The 16,769-nt window shown below is 71.0% G+C and carries 16 protein-coding genes; 8 read left to right on the forward strand and 8 right to left on the reverse strand.

Annotation, left to right across the window (positions count from 1 at the left end):
• Window positions 1-329 precede the first annotated feature (329 nt).
• The 3 genes from ACZ6TI_RS45525 to ACZ6TI_RS45535 all read left to right on the forward strand — a co-directional run bounded on the left by ACZ6TI_RS45525 (window position 330) and on the right by ACZ6TI_RS45535 (window position 3,602).
• Window positions 330-1,337: a hypothetical protein gene (locus tag ACZ6TI_RS45525; RefSeq protein WP_465351542.1), complete on the forward strand. Its 1,008-nt coding sequence runs from the start codon at window positions 330-332 to the stop codon at window positions 1,335-1,337.
• Window positions 1,338-1,378: 41 nt separating this feature from the next.
• Window positions 1,379-2,401, forward strand: coding sequence for a 5'-3' exonuclease (locus ACZ6TI_RS45530; protein ID WP_465351543.1), 1,023 nt, complete (start codon window positions 1,379-1,381; stop codon window positions 2,399-2,401).
• 211 nt (window positions 2,402-2,612) lie between these two features.
• Window positions 2,613-3,602 carry an NAD(P)-dependent alcohol dehydrogenase gene (locus tag ACZ6TI_RS45535; RefSeq protein ID WP_465351544.1) on the forward strand — a complete coding sequence of 330 codons (990 nt, stop codon included), beginning with the start codon at window positions 2,613-2,615 and terminating at the stop codon, window positions 3,600-3,602.
• Here the strand turns inward: ACZ6TI_RS45535 and ACZ6TI_RS45540 are convergent.
• Window positions 3,592-4,434, reverse strand: coding sequence for a LacI family DNA-binding transcriptional regulator (locus ACZ6TI_RS45540; RefSeq protein WP_465351545.1), 843 nt, complete (start codon window positions 4,432-4,434; stop codon window positions 3,592-3,594). The two genes, ACZ6TI_RS45535 and ACZ6TI_RS45540, sit on opposite strands and share 11 nt — an antisense overlap.
• Window positions 4,431-6,797 carry a glycoside hydrolase family 2 protein gene (locus ACZ6TI_RS45545; RefSeq protein ID WP_465351546.1) on the reverse strand — a complete coding sequence of 789 codons (2,367 nt, stop codon included), beginning with the start codon at window positions 6,795-6,797 and terminating at the stop codon, window positions 4,431-4,433. The genes ACZ6TI_RS45540 and ACZ6TI_RS45545 overlap by 4 nt, the downstream gene beginning before the upstream one ends.
• A gap of 100 nt (window positions 6,798-6,897) precedes the next feature.
• Here ACZ6TI_RS45545 and ACZ6TI_RS45550 point away from each other — a divergent pair, with 100 nt between their 5' ends.
• Both ACZ6TI_RS45550 and ACZ6TI_RS45555 read left to right on the forward strand, forming a co-directional pair.
• Window positions 6,898-8,076 (forward strand): ROK family transcriptional regulator, encoded by a 1,179-nt coding sequence (locus tag ACZ6TI_RS45550; RefSeq protein ID WP_465351547.1) that lies wholly within the window; start codon window positions 6,898-6,900, stop codon window positions 8,074-8,076.
• Window positions 8,077-8,140: 64 nt separating this feature from the next.
• Window positions 8,141-9,010 carry an EamA family transporter gene (locus tag ACZ6TI_RS45555; RefSeq protein WP_465351548.1) on the forward strand — a complete coding sequence of 290 codons (870 nt, stop codon included), beginning with the start codon at window positions 8,141-8,143 and terminating at the stop codon, window positions 9,008-9,010.
• On the opposite strand, the gene ACZ6TI_RS45560 is transcribed toward ACZ6TI_RS45555, so the two are convergent.
• Window positions 9,007-9,372, reverse strand: a complete 366-nt coding sequence (locus ACZ6TI_RS45560; protein ID WP_465351549.1) for a hypothetical protein — start codon at window positions 9,370-9,372, stop codon at window positions 9,007-9,009. The genes ACZ6TI_RS45555 and ACZ6TI_RS45560 overlap by 4 nt on opposite strands.
• Window positions 9,373-9,561: 189 nt before the next feature.
• Window positions 9,562-10,005 carry a hypothetical protein gene (locus tag ACZ6TI_RS45565; RefSeq protein WP_465351550.1) on the reverse strand — a complete coding sequence of 148 codons (444 nt, stop codon included), beginning with the start codon at window positions 10,003-10,005 and terminating at the stop codon, window positions 9,562-9,564.
• Window positions 10,006-10,261: 256 nt separating this feature from the next.
• Between ACZ6TI_RS45565 and ACZ6TI_RS45570 the strand changes: the two genes are divergently transcribed.
• The 3 genes from ACZ6TI_RS45570 to ACZ6TI_RS45580 all read left to right on the forward strand — a co-directional run bounded on the left by ACZ6TI_RS45570 (window position 10,262) and on the right by ACZ6TI_RS45580 (window position 12,750).
• Window positions 10,262-10,678 (forward strand): hypothetical protein, encoded by a 417-nt coding sequence (locus tag ACZ6TI_RS45570; protein WP_465351551.1) that lies wholly within the window; start codon window positions 10,262-10,264, stop codon window positions 10,676-10,678.
• Window positions 10,679-10,924: 246 nt separating this feature from the next.
• Window positions 10,925-11,500 carry a helix-turn-helix domain-containing protein gene (locus ACZ6TI_RS45575; protein ID WP_465351552.1) on the forward strand — a complete coding sequence of 192 codons (576 nt, stop codon included), beginning with the start codon at window positions 10,925-10,927 and terminating at the stop codon, window positions 11,498-11,500.
• A complete protein-coding gene (locus ACZ6TI_RS45580) occupies window positions 11,500-12,750 on the forward strand; it encodes an MFS transporter (protein ID WP_465351553.1) in 1,251 nt (416 codons plus the stop codon). Before ACZ6TI_RS45575 ends, ACZ6TI_RS45580 begins: the two co-directional genes overlap by 1 nt.
• A 496-nt stretch (window positions 12,751-13,246) precedes the next feature.
• Here ACZ6TI_RS45580 and ACZ6TI_RS45585 read toward each other — a convergent pair whose 3' ends face one another.
• The 4 genes from ACZ6TI_RS45585 to ACZ6TI_RS45600 are packed head-to-tail and all read right to left on the reverse strand — an operon-like array spanning window position 13,247 to window position 16,765.
• Window positions 13,247-14,041, reverse strand: a complete 795-nt coding sequence (locus ACZ6TI_RS45585; protein WP_465351554.1) for an ABC transporter ATP-binding protein — start codon at window positions 14,039-14,041, stop codon at window positions 13,247-13,249.
• Window positions 14,038-14,919 (reverse strand): ABC transporter ATP-binding protein, encoded by an 882-nt coding sequence (locus ACZ6TI_RS45590; RefSeq protein ID WP_465351555.1) that lies wholly within the window; start codon window positions 14,917-14,919, stop codon window positions 14,038-14,040. Before ACZ6TI_RS45590 ends, ACZ6TI_RS45585 begins: the two co-directional genes overlap by 4 nt.
• Window positions 14,916-15,779, reverse strand: a complete 864-nt coding sequence (locus ACZ6TI_RS45595) for an ABC transporter permease (protein WP_465351556.1) — start codon at window positions 15,777-15,779, stop codon at window positions 14,916-14,918. The genes ACZ6TI_RS45590 and ACZ6TI_RS45595 overlap by 4 nt, the downstream gene beginning before the upstream one ends.
• Window positions 15,776-16,765, reverse strand: a complete 990-nt coding sequence (locus ACZ6TI_RS45600; protein ID WP_465351557.1) for an ABC transporter permease — start codon at window positions 16,763-16,765, stop codon at window positions 15,776-15,778. Before ACZ6TI_RS45600 ends, ACZ6TI_RS45595 begins: the two co-directional genes overlap by 4 nt.
• Window positions 16,766-16,769: the final 4 nt, after the last annotated feature.

Raw genomic sequence — 16,769 nt, forward strand, 5'->3', positions numbered from 1 at the left:
CCATGATCGACACTTCGGAAAAGTCACTTCCCGGACCCGCCAGACTCCAGCCTAGAACACCACTCCTCGCCGCCTCTTGACACAGAGGGGTGCCAGATCCGGATGTTGGCCCAGCATAATGCGGTCACGCGGAGTAGCAGACTCGGCTCACTCGGCGATAGTCCAGTTAAGTGCGCAGAGCAAGGACAGCGCCCAAGCCCGACCCCGCCGTGTTGCCCATATTGTGCAGAGCAAGGACGGCAAAGCGCCGCAGGCGGTCCCCCGCGAGGGGGAGCCGGACCCCCTCGCAGCGGGAATCGCTCCGGCCGGCGGGCGCCGACGATCGGGGCATGACTGGAACCGAGCAACTCCGCGCCGAGCACCGGAACACCGAGCACCGGAACACCGAGCGCCGGAACACCGAGCGCCGGCGCCGCGATCGAATGTGGCAGGCCGTTGTCTGGTGGGCCGCCGTCTACGGTGGGCTCCGGGTGCTGTGGACGGTGACCGGCGGGCCGGAAGTCCGGAACTTCGGGTCCGATCTGGTCGGCTTCACCGGGTGGTGGGCGGTGGCCCTCTGCGGGGCCGCCGCGGTCGTGGCCGTGGGGCAGCACCGGGCCGCCTCGGCCGGGCAGCACCGGGCCGCCGGCTGGCGGGTGGGGTGGGCGGTGGCCGGGTGGATCGTGGTGGGATGCCTGGTGGCGGCGGCCGCGATTCTGCTGCCGGAGATTGTTGGGTTTCTGCTGTTTGCCGGGCCGCCCTTCGATCCGGTGGGGCTTGGTGGGCGGCTCGGGGCCGTCGGTGGGGCTGTTCTGCTCGGGCTGGCCACCGCGCGGTATCAGCGGCGGACGCGTGGGGACTGTCCGGATTGTTGCCGGACCGGGGCGCCGGCCGCCGGGTGGACCGCTCCCCCGGTTTGGGCCTGGTGGGCGGCCTATGGGGCCGTCGCGGGGTTCGCCATTCGGATCGGGGCGCAGGTCGTCGACGGCTTCGCGGGGTTGATCAGCGGGGCGTCGGTGATCGCGCTCGAGGTCGGGTTCGGGCTGGCCGGAGTGCTGCTGCCGCTGGCGCTGGTGCACTCGTGGGGGCGGCGGTGGCCGGGGTGGGTGCCCGGGCTGGCCGGCCGGGTCGTTCCGCGGCTGGTGTTGTTGATTCCGGCGTTCGGGCTGGGTGCGGGGCTGATCGCGTACTTCGGAATGGGTCTTGCGCAGTTGGCCCTCGGGGCGACCAGCATGTTGCCGACGGCGTTCCTCTGGGTGGCGATGTCGGCCTACTGCCTGCTGGGGGCCGGGCTGCTGGTGGCCGGCGACAGCTATCACGTGCGCAGCCGGCGGGCCTGTGGGCGGTGCGGGCGGTGAGGTCGAGCAGCCGGCAGTGGGTGGGGAGTTAGGCTGTTGCCGTGTCGTTTCCGGGTCCGCTGCTGCTCGTGCTGGACGGGAACAGCCTGTTGCACCGGGCCTACCACGCCGGCATCGGGGACCCGACGCTCGATTCCGATGGGCGGCCGGTCTGGGCGCTGCGCGGGCTGGTGGGGTCGCTCGCCCGGGCCGCCGCCCACCTGCGGCCGGACGCGGTCATCGTCGGCTTCGACTGTCCCGAGTCGTCGGCGCGCCGGGTGGACTGGCCGGGGTACAAGGCGCATCGCCCGGAGAAGCACGCCGACCTGGCCGAGCAGATCGCCGGCGCTCCCGAGCTGATGCGCCGGGCCGGGGTCAAGGCGGTCGTGCCGCCGGCCTGGGAGGCCGACGACGTGCTGGCGAGTGCGGCGGCGAAAGCGCGCGCGAGCGGCTGGCGGTCGGTGCTGATGACCAGTGACCGGGACGCGTTCGCGCTGATCGACGAGACCACCTCGGTGCTGCGGGTGCGCAACGGCGGCTACGACGAGGCCGTGCTGGTGGACGCCGACGGGCTGGTCGGGCTGTGTGGCGTCGAGGCGGCGCAATACCGGGACTTCGCGGCGCTTCGTGGCGACCCATCGGACAACCTGCACGGCGTCCGGGGCTTCGGGGCGGCGACGGCGGCGCGGTTGCTGGCAACGTTCGGCACGGTGGACGCGGCCTGGGCGGCGCTCGACCGCGGTGATCTGCGGGCGGTGTGCGAGGTGGTCGGCGAGCCGGCCGCCGGGCAGCTCGGCGCCGACGGGGTGCGCGAGCGGGTGGAGCGCAACCGGCGCCTGATGCGGATGCGCGCCGACCTCGAGCTGCCCGACCTGGACGACGCCCGGCTGCCGTTGAGCTACCTGACCATGCGCAAGGCGCTGCGCGAACGCGGTATCAACCTGGGCCCGAGCCTGTGGGCGCTGACCGGCAACGTGCCACCGCCGCGCGGCGAGGATCCGACCCCCGAGCTGCAGCCGTGGGTGTTCCGGCGCAGCCTCTCCAGCCGCCGCGACCCGATCCCGGGACAGCTCTCGCTCTTCTGAACGAGCGACTCAGCGAGCGACTCAGCGAGCGACTCAGCGAGCGACTCAGCGAGCGACTCAGCGAGCGACTCAGCGAGCGACTCAGCGAGCGACTCAGCGAGCGACTGGACGAGCGACGCCGAGATCGGGGTTCCGCCAGGGTCATCCCCCGATGCCCGCAGGGGTGGTGCGCCCCTAGCGTCATCGGCACCACGACCCGGGGAGTCGCAAGATGAAGGCGATCGTCCAAGACCGGTACGGCCCACCCGACGTCCTGCGCCTCGAGGAGATCGACCAGCCCAGCCCCGGCCCCGGCGAGGTGCTCGTCCGGGTGCTGGCCGCGGCGGCCAACGCGGCGGACTGGCACGTGATGCGCGGGGACCCGTACTTCGCCCGCGTGATGCTGCCCGACCTCACGTTGCGGAAGGGGCCGCGCAAGCCGGTCCGCGGCCGTGACTTCGCCGGCCGGGTGGCGGCGCTCGGCGCGGGCGTCACCGACATCGCGGTGGGTGACGAGGTCTACGGCGAGGTGAACGACGGCGCGTTCGCGGAATACCTCTGCGTCCCGGCGGAGCTGGTCGGGCCCAAGCCGGTGAACCTGTCCTTCGAGGAGGCCGCCGCGATGCCGCTCTCCGGAGCTTCGGCGCTGGTCGGGCTGCGCGACCTGGGCGAGGTCGGCCCGGGTACGAAGCTGCTGCTCAACGGCTCGTCCGGCGGGGTCGGCACGTTCGCCGTGCAGATCGGCAAGCTGCTCGGCGCCGAGGTGACCGCGGTGTGCAGCACCCGCAACGTCGACCTGGTCACCTCGCTCGGCGCGGACCACGTCGTCGACTACACGCAGCGGGACTTCACCGCCGGGCCGGAGCGCTACGACGTCGTGCTGGACATGGTCGCCAACCGGCGGCTGGCCGACCTGCGCCGCGCGCTGGTGCCGGGCGGCACGCTGGTGATCGGCGGCGGTGGCGTGTCGGAGGGCGGCAGCCTGTTCGGGCCGATGGGCCTGGTGCTGCAGGGCATGGCGATGGCCCGGTTCGTGAGCCACCGGCTGCGGTTCCTCGACGTGCGGCAGGACCGGGAGTATCTGGCGACGCTGCGCGACTGGGCCGAGGCGGGGGCGCTGCGGCCGGTGGTGGACCGCACATATGCGCTGAAGGACGTCCCCGACGCGATCCGCTATCTCGAGGGCGAGCACGCCCGGGCGAAGGTGGTCATCACGCTGTGACCGCGGCGGCCGTGCTGCCGCGGTGCGCGATCCGGCTGGCCGGCCCGTCGTGCACCCGCGCCGGGCCGCCGGCCAGCACCTCGAGCACCGCCCGGCCGAGCGTGACGCCGTGCCCGTGCACGTCGACGCGCAGCGCGGTGAGCGGCGGCACGGCGAGCTCGCACAGCGCCGAGTCGTCGCCGGCGAGCAGGCTGACGTCGTGCGGCACCCGGATGCCCGAGCGCACCAGGTCCTCCTCGGCGGCGACCGCCATCACGTCGTTGTCGAAGACGATCGCGGTCGGCGCCGGGGTGCCCGCCAGCAGTTCGCGCGCGCCCCGCACACCGGCCGCGGCGCTGTAGTCCGCCTCGGTCACCAGTGTCTCGACGCCGAGCCGGTCGGCGGCGGCCCGCATCGCGGCCGTTCGCTCGGCCGTGTGCACCAGCGACGCCGGCCCGCTGACGCGCCCGATCACCCGGTGACCGAGGCCGGCCAGCAGGTCCACCGCGGTGGTCATCGCGGCCGCGTCGTCGGTGACCACGCCGGTGAACGCCGGTGGCCCCAGGAACCGGCCGGCCAGCACGGCGGGCAGTCCGAGCCCGGCCAGGTGGCCGGGGCGCACGTCGTCGTGCGCCAGGTTGACCACGACCACCGCCTCGACCGTGCCGTCCCCGCTCCACCGCCGGTACGTGGCCAGCTCGGCGTCCAGGTCCGGCACCACGAGCAGCAGCACCGTGGCGCCGGCCGGCCCGAGCGCCTCCTCCATGCCGGCGACCAGTTCCATGAAGAACGGCTCGACGCCGACCAGGGGCGCCCGCCCGGCGAGGACCAGCCCGATCAGGCCGCCGGTCATCGGGTGGCCGCGGGGGCGAAGAGGGCGTTCGCCGATCGGAGCACGGCCGGCCCGGTCAGGGCTGCGGGGTCGATCGCGTGCTGTGTGCGTACCCGGAAAGTCTTTGATTCTCCGGGGAGGAGGGTGATCAGCATGTCGTCGACGGTGGCGTCCGGTGCCAGCCGATCGGCGAGCAGCGCGACGTCGCGGGCAAGGGCGGACGCGGTCACCGTGACCGTCCAGCCGTCGCCGTCGGGGGTGGCCGTCGCGGAGAGCGCCGCCGGATCCAGCGTCGTCTCGGCGTGGGAGACGGCCCGCAGCCCGTCCGCGTCCGCCACCAGCACCGCCGGGTCGACCGGAATCGAGGCCACCGACCGGGGCGGCACCGAGAAGGCGGCGGACCCGGACGGCCAGAAGCGGGCCGTCGAATCCCACGGCTCGTCGGTGTCGTTGATCGCGACCAGCGACCGGCCCTGGAAGGCGAGCAGGCGCGGGGCATAGGCGCGGCGCAACGCGAACCAGGCGGGCTTGAGCCGCCCGGCGCCGTCCACGACCGCCCACGAGGTGACCGGCCAGCAGTCGTTGAGCTGCCACAGCACGCTGCCCATGGTGCGCGGCCGGTGCGCGCGCAGGTGCTCGACCGCATGGCTGGTGGCGTGCGCCTGGTTGAGCTGGGTGGCCCAGACCCAGTCCGCGAAGTCGTCCGGGATCGGCAGGTGGTGGGCCAGGCCGGCGTTGAGCTTGTCGTTGCCGTTCGCGGCCTTCTGGTGCAGCAGGAACGCGGGCGAGTCCTGGCGCAGGTCGGCCGGCTCGAGTGCGGACGTCAGCGTGGCCCAGGTGGGCGGCGCCTGCCAGCCGAACTCCGAGCAGAACCGCGGGACGAAGTTGTCGTGCCAGGTGTAGTCGTGGGTGTTCCAGGCCTGCCACTCGTGCCGGGTGCCGAAGCGGTCGTCGTTCGGGTGCACCTCGGCCGGGTCCCGGCCCGGGCTGGACGGGCTGCCCGGGTGGTAGGGCCGGGACGGGTCGAGCTCGGCCAGCAGCGCCGGGAAGTCCTCGTAGTAGTAGCCGGCGCCCCAGGTGCGCTCCCCCAGCTGCGGCTTCCAGTCCCAGTCCTCGTGGCCCCAGATGTTCTCGTTGCCGCCGTTCCAGATCGCGAGGGACGGATGCGAGCAGAGCCGGGTCACATTCTCCCGGGTCTCGGCGAGGATCTCGGAGCGCAGCGGTTCCTCCTCCGGATAGGCCGCGCAGGCCAGCAGGAAGTCCTGCCAGACCAGCACGCCACGCTCGTCGCAGACGTCGTAGAAGTCGTCGGACTCGAAGATGCCGCCGCCCCAGACGCGCAGCAGGTTGGCGTTGGCCGCGACGGCCCGGTCGACCGCCGCCTCGTAGTCCGCCCGGGTGAGCCGGGTGAGCAGGTGATCCTCGGGGATCCAGTTGAGGCCGAGCACGAAGATCTCCCGGCCGTTGACGACGATCGCGAACCGGCTGCCGACGTCGTCCGGGGTCTCGTCGAGCGCGATCGTGCGGAAGCCGACCCGCTTCACCACCGCGTCGTGGCCGACCAGCGTGACCGTGACCGGGACCAGCGGCTGGTCGCCGAAGCCGGCCGGCCACCAGGTCGGTGCGTCCGGTACGTCCATCGAGACCGTGCCGGAGGTGTCCGACGGGCCCAGCGTGAGCTCGCCGACCAGGCCCAGCACGCCGACCTGGACGCGCAGGTCGCCGTCCGGTTGCAGCCCGGAACGCTCCACCGTCACGTGCGCGGTCAGACTGTCCGATGTGGTCAGCACGCGCACCGACGCGAGGCGCGCCACCCGCCACCGCTCCAGGCGCACCGGCTTCCAGATGCCCGCGGTCTGCAGGCCCGGGCCCCAGTCCCAGCCGAAACTGCACGCCATCTTCCGGACCATGTTGTACGGGTGGAAGTTCGTGTGCGGCCGGGCGCCCAGGCGGTCGCGCATCGCCTCGGCATAGTCGAGCGCGGAGTCGAACCGTACCGAAAGATCGAGGTCCTGATCGGTCAGCAGGGACCGCACGTCGAAGCGGTAGCCGCGGTGCATGTTGGCGGTGTGCCCGAGCTCGTGGTCGCCCAGCCGCACCGTGGCGACGGTGTCCAGCCCGTCGAAGACCAGATCGACACGCTCGTCCGACCCGGGCGGCGACGCGCGCAGCGTGGTCCGATAGAGCCACGCCGCCCGGTGCATCCAGGCCAGCGAGGTCTCGTTGACGCCCCGATAGGGATCCGGGATCAGGCCGGCGGTGAGCAGATCGGTGTGCGCGGTGCCCGGCACGACCGCGGGCAGCTCGCGATCGGCGACCTCCGCGGGGATCGGTCCGGCCACCGCCCGGACGGTCCAGCCGTCATGGAGCTCATCTGAGGTCACGAACACATTCTTAAGCGACTGAACGAAGTCCGTCAAACACCTTCTCGGGTACGGTCTCACCAGGCCGACCAGGGGCCGATCAGGGAAGGCGGTGACGCGCGTGGCGGATGGTCCACCTCGGCGACCACGTCGGACGGGCGCCCGTGAGAGCATCCTGGACGCCATCCGCGCCGCCGAGCAACTCAGCCGCGTGGAACTGGCGGGCATGACCGGTCTGACCGAGGCCGCGGTCTCGATGACGGTGCGCCGGCTGCTCGAGGAGGGCCTGGTCGTCGAGACCGGACGCACCCCCACCGGCGGCAAGCCGCGCACCATGTTGCGCCTCGACCCGGCCGCCCGGATCGCCGTCGGCATCCACCTCGACGAGGATGCGACGACCTATGTGCTGACCGGCCAGACCGGCGGCGTGATCTCCCGGATGGCCCGCCCGGCGACCTCCGGCGCCGGCCCCGACCAGGTGTTGGACGGCCTGGCCGCGGACGTGGGCGTGCTGATCGACGGCTCCGGCGTGGACCGCGCCCGCTGCCTCGGCGTCGGCGTCGTGCTGGCCGGCCTGCGACCATCGCAGATGCGCGACCGGCGCGGCGAGCACCTGGACAAGCGGCTGGCCGAGGCGGTCGGCCTGCCGGTGCTGGTGGAGAACGACGCGACGGCCGCGGCGGTCGGCGAATACTGGGTCGCCCGGGTCGGCCCGCGCCGGTCGTTCGCCGCGCTCTACATGGGCAGCGGCATCGGCGGCGGCATCGTGGTGGACGGCGTCGCCCTCCGCGGCAGCCAGGCGAACGCGGGCGAATTCGGTCACATCTGCGTGCAGATCGACGGGCCACCGTGCTGGTGCGGCAGTCGCGGCTGCCTGGAGGCGGTGGCCGGCCCGCAGGTCGTGGTGGCGGCCGCGCTGGCCTCCGACACCGCCGCGGCGGAAGCCGATCTCGATCCGTCCGGGCCGCGGCGCAGTGCCGTGGCGGAGTTCGCGGCGGTGGCTCGAGCGGCGCGGGCTGGTGCTCCGGCCTGCCGGGCGCTGCTGGAGGAGTCCGCGCGCTATGTCGCGGCGGCGGCCGAGTCGGTGGTCAACCTGCTCGACATCGACCTGTTGGTGCTGACCGGACCGGGCTTCGCGGCGGCGTCGTCGGTCTATGGCCCGGCGATCACGGCCCGCATCGCGGCCGCCGACGCGCGCACCTGGCACCGATCGGTTTCGGTCACGGTGTCGCTAGCCGCGGCGACCGCTTCGGCCACCGGAGCCGCCGCGCTCGTCCTGCAGTCCACGCTTCGCGGATAGATTTCTGGCCGGGGGCGGTACAACCCCGTACCGCCCCCGGCGCGGGCGGCCTTACGTTTCGGACATGACCCCGCCGGCGCCGCTGCTCGTGCTCCTGTCGATCGCGTCGGCGCAGCTCGGCGGAGCGCTGGCCCGCACGCTCTTCGACGACGTCGGGGCGGTCGGCGCCGCGCTGCTGCGGCTGGCGATCGCCGCGCTGGTGCTGGCGGTCGTGACCCGGCCCCGACTGTCGGCCTTCTCCGCCGCGGCGTGGCGGGCGGCAGTGCTCCTCGGCGTGGTGATCGCCGGCATGAATCTGACCTACTACCTGGCCTTGCGCACCGTGCCGCTCGGGGTGGTCGTCACGGTGACGTTCCTCGGGCCGCTGCTGCTCTCGATGGTGCAGACGCGCCGGTTGCTCGACTTGATCTGGGCCTTTCTCGCCGCGGGTGGCGTCGCGCTGCTCGGGCTGCACCCGGGCGCGTCGGCGCCGCTCGGCGGGCTGCTCTTCGCGGCGGCGGCCGGGGTGTGCGGAGCCGGATACATCCTGTGCAGCAAGCGACTCGGGGGGCTGGTGCCCGGCACCGGCGGGCTGGCCGTCTCGCTCACGGCGGGGGCGTTGGTGGTGCTTCCGTTCGGGGCTTCCGGCATTTCGCTGGGAGATCCGGGTGTGCTGCTCACCGCGGTGGCGGTGGCGGTGCTGTCGTCGGTGCTTCCCTATGGGCTGGAGATCACCGCGTTGCGGCGGCTGCCGACCCGGGTCTTCGGAATCCTGATCAGCCTGCAGCCGGCGGCCGGGGCGATCGCCGGGTGGGCGGTGCTGGGGCAGCGCCTGGGCGTTCTCGACTTCGCCGCGATGCTCATGGTCATGGCCGCCGGGGTGGGCGTCACCGCTTTTCACACGTCGTCCCAGCCGCCGTCGCGACTCAAATCGCGGACCTCATCGCGGCTCTAATCGCGGCCTTCGACTCGGCGCGGCAGCGCGTCCTCGTAGTCGCAGGCGGCTGTCGCGGGGAGGTCGCGCTGCCAGAGGCTTTTCAGCACGGCGCCGACCATCTGGGCGCGGAGGGCCGGGCCGATGCGCGGCGCGAAGTAGATCTCGGCGGTGTGGCTGAAGGACAGGAAGTTCGTCCTGTCCGCTGTAGTCCCGGCGTAGTCGTTGTCCTCGACCCAGATCTCAAGGCCATCCGCCACGACCTCACCGGCGATGATCGCACCGCCGACGGCCTCGGCGATCCAGCCGCGCAGTTCCGGTAGGCCGGGCGCACCGTCGACGAAGAGCCGGCAGTCCATCGTCTCGAGATCCACGTCGCTCATAAGCTCGCCCTCATCCAAGCCGCTCGTTTCCCGCTTCGTCGACAGACGACCGATTGGGAGGCCAGCCCGCCTTTCTCGACGAGTAGGTCGGATCAATGCTTTCCCCCCCCGGGCGCGACGCCCCGGCCACGCCGAGGTGATCATCGCGGCTCCTCCCCCGCAGGGCGGCTGCGGCCAACACCCGGGTGATCATCGCGGTTCCTCGTCAGGCAGCTCGATTTTGAGCAGGCCGCGCACGCGCACCACATCCCCGACGACCACGTCGGGGACCCCGGCCGTCGCGGTCGGCCACAGGTCGACGCCCAACGGCAGCGTGGACTCCACCCGCAGGTCCTCACCGTCGCGGTGCGTCACCCGGCCCACCATGTCGTAGAGGATGCTGTTGATCTGAATGAGCGCAGGAGGAGTGCGATCCTCCAGAACCTGGACCTCACCGGAACGTTCCACCCAGGCGTCGACCGTGATGGTGGCGCCGGGTTGGAAGAGTCCCCAGCTCTGCTCCGGGGAGGAGAGGGACGCCGCCTGGAAGTAGCACTGCACCGGCACGCCGCCGAGCTCACCGGCGACATCGCCCTCGAATTCGTTCAACTGCGACCACCGAGTCACCTCACGGACCACCAGTTCGAGCGTCATCCCACCACCTCCTCGCGACTCCGAAACGATATTGCCTTCGATGATGACCTGGCCGTAGTGGCCACTCGATGAAGCCCTCGCCGCTTGGTGGTGAGCCGACGCGGTGGGTGCGATGGCAGAGCACCGCCGGACTGCGCCGCGCCGAGAAGCAGGCCGACATGGAGCACGCACTGGCCTTGAAGTCGGTAGGCAACCGCCACTCGCCGAAGCCCTCGAAGCCGCCGCCCGCGAACGCGGCGAAACCCACGGATGGCCCGTGAACGTCACCTCCGCAGTACGCCGCGGGCTGCGGCTCCTGCTCGCGATCCAGGACACGCCAGGCGCCGCCATCAAGGCCAGCGAAACGAGCCTGCTCCGCGCGTTCAACCTGCAGGCCACACCGCTGATCGAGGTGCTGGCCGACGCCGGCATGCTCGACGACGACCGGCCCCCAGCGATCGTTACCTGGTTCGAGCACCAGGTCCAGGCGCTACCCGCACAAATCAGGGCCGAGCTGGAGGTCTGGTTCGGCGTCATGCGCTACGGCAGCACAACCCCGCCCCGCATACGCCCTCGCACCGACCGAACCATCCGCAACCATCTCACGTTCGCGCTGCCCGCCCTCCGCTCGTTGCCGAGCGCTGCGAATCCCTTCGCGAGATCACCCGCGACGACGTGCTGCACGACCCCGTGACTTGCGCAGCATGCGACTCGTCGACGTCCGCGACGGGTCGTTCTACTGGCTCCGGCCGTGACCACACGACTCGGTGCCTGGCTCGACCACAGCTCGAACCGCTGGCCGCGAACCGCGAACCCACACCTCTTCATCAACGTCGTCACGGCCACGCGGACCATCGAGATCAGCTACGTCTGGGTCAACGACACTCCATCTCCAGCGCTCAGCTTGGCCAAGATGTGTTGGCCAAGATATCTTGGCTATATGGCGCTCCAGCATCAGAAGCAGATCACCGACCCGCAGTCCCTGCGCGCGCTCGCCCACCCAATCCGGCTCAAGCTGCTCGAACTGCTCACTGTCGATGGTCCGGCGACCGGCAGGAGGCTGGCCGATCTGACCGGCGAGTCGACGGCATCCGTGAGCTACCACGTCGGCCAGTTGGCGAAGTGGGGCCTGGTCGAGCCGGCCGTCGATTTGGCGCGTGGGCGAGAGCGGCCGTGGCAGGCCACCAGCCGGGGGATCACCTGGACCGCGACCGGGGACGGCTCGCCGGAGTTCGCCGCCGCGTCCCGGGCGTTGCGGGAGCAGTTCGTCGCCCGGCGGCTGGCCGCGCTCGACGAGTACCAGCGCCACGAGGACGAGTTCGACGTCACGTGGCGGGAAGCGGCCTGGTTCGGCGACGACATGGGCCACCTCGATCCCGCGGAACTCACCGAGGCGACCGAGCGGATCAAGGCCGTCGTCGCGGAGTACACCAACCCCGCCAGACCCCGCAAGGAAGGTGCCCGCCAGGTCGCGTTCTTCGCCTACGCCGTCCCGACCTACGACGGTCCGAGCTGATGCTGCGCACGCCGGGCCTACTCGCCCTGTTCACCGCGAAGCTGCTGTCCACATTCGGGTCCTGGCTGACCCTGCTGGCGCTACCGTGGTTCGTGCTGGTCACCACCGGCTCGCCGGTGAAGATGAGCCTCGTCCTGACCACCGAGTTCGCCGGCGTGGTGATCGTTGGGCTGTCCAGCGGCACGATGGTCGCCAGACTCGGGGCGCGGCGAACCATGCTGATCGGCGACGCGGCCAGGGCGCCGCTGATGGCATCCATCCCGCTGCTGCACCTGACCGGCGGACTGAACCTGCCGATCCTGCTTGCGGTGTCGTTCGGGCTCGGCGCGTTCACCACGCCATACGTCTCGTCCCAGCGGTTGATCCTGCCCGAACTGCTGGGTCCCGTGCGAGGCGCCGACGAAAACCTCGTCGGCCGCGCTAACAGTCTTGTCGACGCCGCGACCCGGATCGCCGCGCTCGCCGGACCCGCCCTCGGCGGCGTCCTCATCGCACTCCTCGGCCCCGCGGAGGTCCTCTGGATCGACGCCGGGACGTACTTCGTCTCGTTCCTGATCGTGCTCGCCTTCGTGCGACCGCCCGCGAGCGAACCCGCGACAGGCCCAGAAAAGCACCCCGCGAAAGGCAGCGGCTACCGACAGATTCTGGGCGATCCCACGCTGCGCATGTTCGGCGTCGCGCTGCTACTGGTCACGCTCGCTATTCCCGCCATCTTCCTCTGCCTACCTGTGCTCGTCCTGCACGACCTCGGCGGAGACCCGCGCACACTTGGCCTACTTACCGCAGCCAACGGTGCCGGCCTCGCCCTCGGCAGCCTGGTCGCGGTCACCGCGCTGAACCGGATGGGCACCACCACACTGACCGCGGCCGCGGTGCTTCTCTGCGCGCCGCTGTGGCTGCTGCTCGTGGAGCGACCAGCCATCGTGGCCGTGGGGCTGTTCCTCACCGGACTAGCCACGCCGGTGCTCGCGGCGACAATCATCACGCGCTTCACGCTGCGCACGCCAACCCACCAGAGACCGCACGTCCTGGCCGCAGTAACCAACACCGAGAACCTGTCCGCATTCATCGGGTCCATCGCCGCGGGGCCCGCGCTCCAGTTCGCCGGCTCGCGCCCGGTCTTCGCCACCATCGCGGTCCTCGCCGGCGCAGGCGCCGCGATGTTCGCCGTAGGGCTACGAGTGACCCCGAATGCTTCCTTCGCTCCCCGGGATGACCACCGCGCCGCCTCTATCAAAATCAACTTTTGATCCCTGACCGCACGTTCGTCAGCGATGCCGTTAATTCGGCCGGTGCGGCCGCATGGCGGTCGCTGCTGTCGTCGCGCGAGCGCGTCGCCGCGCTGACCGCCGAGCTGGTTGGCCGCTCTCGCGCGGCCGGGCCAACTTCAGCTTGATGGTCGAGTTCCGGAACCCCGTGCCGATACGCTGCCGCCCGCGACAGTAGCGCGTTCGGTTCCCGTGGTACGGGCGTTCAGAAATCGGGAACCCACGCACTTTCATAGGTAGGCAGAGCGGCAACGAAACAATGCCGTCCCCAGACCAACCGCCCAGGTGTTGCCCATAGGTAGGCAGAGCGGGAACGGAACGGTGCCGTTCTGGATCGTCCGGGCGGGGACGGGAACAAGTGACCTTGGGCCGGACCACATTGGGAAACGCGCAGGTCAACGCCGGTGTTGCGCATATGTGTGCAGAGCAAAGGGGCCGGCAGCCCATTGCCCGGGCCGGCCGGCGCAGGCGCCGGGGGTCAGCCTCTAAGCTCGCGCATTCTGCGTTCCGGGTCGGGGGCCGCAGCGGCCAACGACTTGGTGTAGTCGTGCTTCGGGCGGAGGATCACGTCGTCGGCCGGCCCGCGCTCGACGATCTTGCCCTGGTACATCACCAGGATGTCGTCGGCGAAGTGGCGGGCCGTTGCCAGGTCGTGGGTGATGTAGAGGACGGCCAGGTCTTCCTCTCGTTGCAGGCTGGCCAGCAGGTTGAGGACGCCCAGGCGGATGGAGACGTCCAGCATGGAGACCGGCTCGTCGGCTATCAGGATGCCGGGGGACGGGGCCAGGGCCCGGGCGATCGCCACTCGTTGTCGCTGGCCGCCGGAGAGTTCGTGGGGGCGGCGGCGGGCCACCACGTCGGCCGGGGTCAGGCGGACCCGCTCCAGCAGAGCGCGGACGCGGGTGCGGACCTCCGCGTCGCGCAGGCCGGGGTGGTGCAGGCGGATCGGGCGTTCCAGGTGGTGTTCGATGGTGTGGAAGGGGTTCAGGGAGGCGAACGGATCCTGGAAGACCATCTGGACGGTTCTTCGGTAGCGGGTCAGGCCGGCGCCTCGGCGGGACACCGGCTCTCCGTTCAGCAGGATCGCGCCGGACGACGGGCGTTCCAGTTGGAGCAGCAGTTTGGCGACCGTGGACTTGCCGCTGCCGCTCTGGCCGACCAGCGCCGTGGTGGCGCCGGGTGACAGGGTGAAGCTGACGTCGTCCACGGCGCGCAACCGCTTGCCGCGCAGGCGGTAGTCCTTCACCAGGGCGTCTGCCGTCAGGGTCGTCATGCGGCACCGTCCACCTGGACGGCGTCCAGGGCCAGGAGGCTGTCGTCCAGGCCGCCTCGGACGAACGAGCCGCGGTCGCCGGTCAGGCTCGGGAACGAAGCCAGCAGGCGTTTCGTGTATTCGTGACTCGGTGTTGCATACAGCTGCGCGGAATCGCCCAGCTCGACGATGGAACCCGCTCGCATCACCGCGATCCGGTCGGTGATCTCCAGCAGCAGCGGCAGGTCGTGGGTGATGAAGATGACCGCGAAGCCGAGTTCGTCGCGCAGGCGGCTGATCTCGCGCAGGATGTCCCGCTGCACCACGACGTCGAGGGCGGTGGTCGGCTCGTCCATGATCATGATCTGGGGTTCCAGGGCCATCGCCATCGCGATCATCACGCGCTGGCGCATGCCGCCGGAGAGCTCGTGGGGATAGGAGTGCAGCCGCGCCCGGTCGACGCCGACGCGTTCCAGCAGGTCGCCGCAGCGCCGCCGGCGGTCCGCCCGGGTCATTCCCGGGCGGTGTGTGGTGAACACGTCCTCGAGCTGGTCGCGGATCCGGATCACCGGGTTCAGCGAGTTCATCGCGCCCTGGAAGACCATCGAGATCTGGTCCCAGCGCTGCCGCCGCAGCTCCCCCGCCCCGAGCAGCTGCCAGTCGATGTCGCCGCCGTCCGCCGGGTGGAAGACGGCACGGCCGGCGACGATCCGCGCGGGTGGCTTCAGCAGGCGCGTCAGCGCGTACCCGAGGGTGCTCTTGCCGCAACCGCTCTCGCCGGCCAGGCCGAGCACCTCGCCGCGTCGAAGCGTCAGCGAGACGTCTTTGACCGCGTGGACCACCGGGTTGGCGAGGTAGTCGACGCTGAGGCCCTCGATGGTCAGCACCGGGCCGCTCATGAGGCGTTCCGCAGCTTGGGGTTGATGATCTCGTCGATCGAGAAGTTGATCAGTGAGAGGGCGGCGCCGAAGAGCGCCAACAACAAGCCCGGGGGTACGAACCACCACCACGCGCCGAGCCGTAGCGCCAGGGCGTTCTGCGCGTAGTAGAGCATTGTGCCCCAGGTGAACGAGCCGGTCGCGCCGAGGCCCAGATAGGAGAGGCCGGCCTCGCCGAGGATCGCGAAGATGACCGCGAACACCACCTGCGACGCGAGCAACGGGATGAGGTTGGGCAGGATCTCGACGGCCAGGACGCGCCATCGCTTCTCGCCGGCGACGCGCGCGGCCAGCACGTAGTCGCGGTTGCGCAGGGAGAGCGTGTAGCCGCGCAGGACCAGGGCGGACGCCGCCCAGCCGGTGATCGACAGGACCAGCGCGACCAGCCAGATGCTCTTGTCGCGGACATAGCTGGAGATCACGATGACCAGCGGCAGGCCGGGGATGACCAGCATGACGTTGGTGAACACCGAGAAGATCTCGTCGACCCAGCCGCCGGCATAGGCGCCGACCACCCCGAAGAACGCGGACAGCAGCAGGGTCAGCACCCCGACCACCGCGCCGACCAGCAGCGAGCCCCGAGTGGCGTGGGCCAGCTGGGCGAGCACGTCCTGGCCGGTCTGGGTGGTGCCGAGCCAGTTCTGCGAGGTCGGCCCGCCCAGGCCGACGTCGTTCACCGCGGACGGGTCCTGCACCAGGAACGGGCCGGCCACGCCGAACAGCACGATCACCCCGCCCAGGATCAGGCCGGCCGCGAGCTTGCCGGTCATCGGCGGCAGTCCGAGCCGCCGGCGTGGGGCGATGGTCACCAGATCAGTCATCCGCGCACCCTGGTTCTCGGATCGATCACCGAATAGAGCAGGTCGACCAGCAGGTTCGCGCCCAGCACGGACAGCGTGATGACCAGGAAGATGCCCTGCATCAGCGCGTAGTCGTTGGCGCTCACCGCCTGCAGCAACGCCGAGCCGATGCCCGGATAGGAGAAGACCGCCTCGGTGACGATCGACCCGGCGACGACGAAACCGAGCGAGATGGCGAAGCCGGAGATGGACGGCAGCACCGCGTTGCGCGCGGCGTACGTGCGCATCATCCGCCCGGACCGCAGCCCCTTCGCCTCGGCGGTGACCATGTAGTCCTCGGACAGCGTGGACACCATCATGTTGCGCATGCCCAGCATCCAGCCGCCGATCGAGGACAGGATGATGGTCAGCGCGGGCAGCGTGCCGTAATAGAGCACCGACGTGACGAACGCCAGGTTGGGTCCGGGCATGGTGGTGTAGACGTCGTAGCCGCCGTTCAGCGGGAACACCGACACCACGCTGCCGAGCAGGAAGAGCAGGATCAGGGCGAGCCAGAAGTACGGCACCGACTGGAACATCGTGGTGACCGGGATCAGATGGTCCAGCCAGGAGCCGCGCTTCCAGCCCGCCAGCGTGCCGAGCCCGATGCCCACGGCGAAGGAGATCACCGTGGCCAGCCCGATCAGCCCGATCGTCCAGGGCAGCGTCTGGGCGATGATCGAGCTGACCGAGGCCGGGAAGTAGGACACCGAGACGCCGAGGTCGCCGGTGACCAGGTTGCCGAGGTAGTCGGCGTACTGCGACAGGATCGGCTGGTCGCTGTCCGAGCCGAGCAGCGCCTCGATCGAGCGGCGCGTCTCCGGGGTCACCGGGCCGCGCTGCCCGAGCTTGGCGATCAGCAGATCCACCGGGTCGCCCGGCATCAGCCGCGGGATCACGAAGTTCACGGTGAGCGCGGCCCACAACGCGATCGCGTAGAACCCGAGCTTCCGCAGCAGATATCGCACCGGC

The sequence above is a fragment of the Actinoplanes sp. NPDC051388 genome, assembly GCF_055586225.1.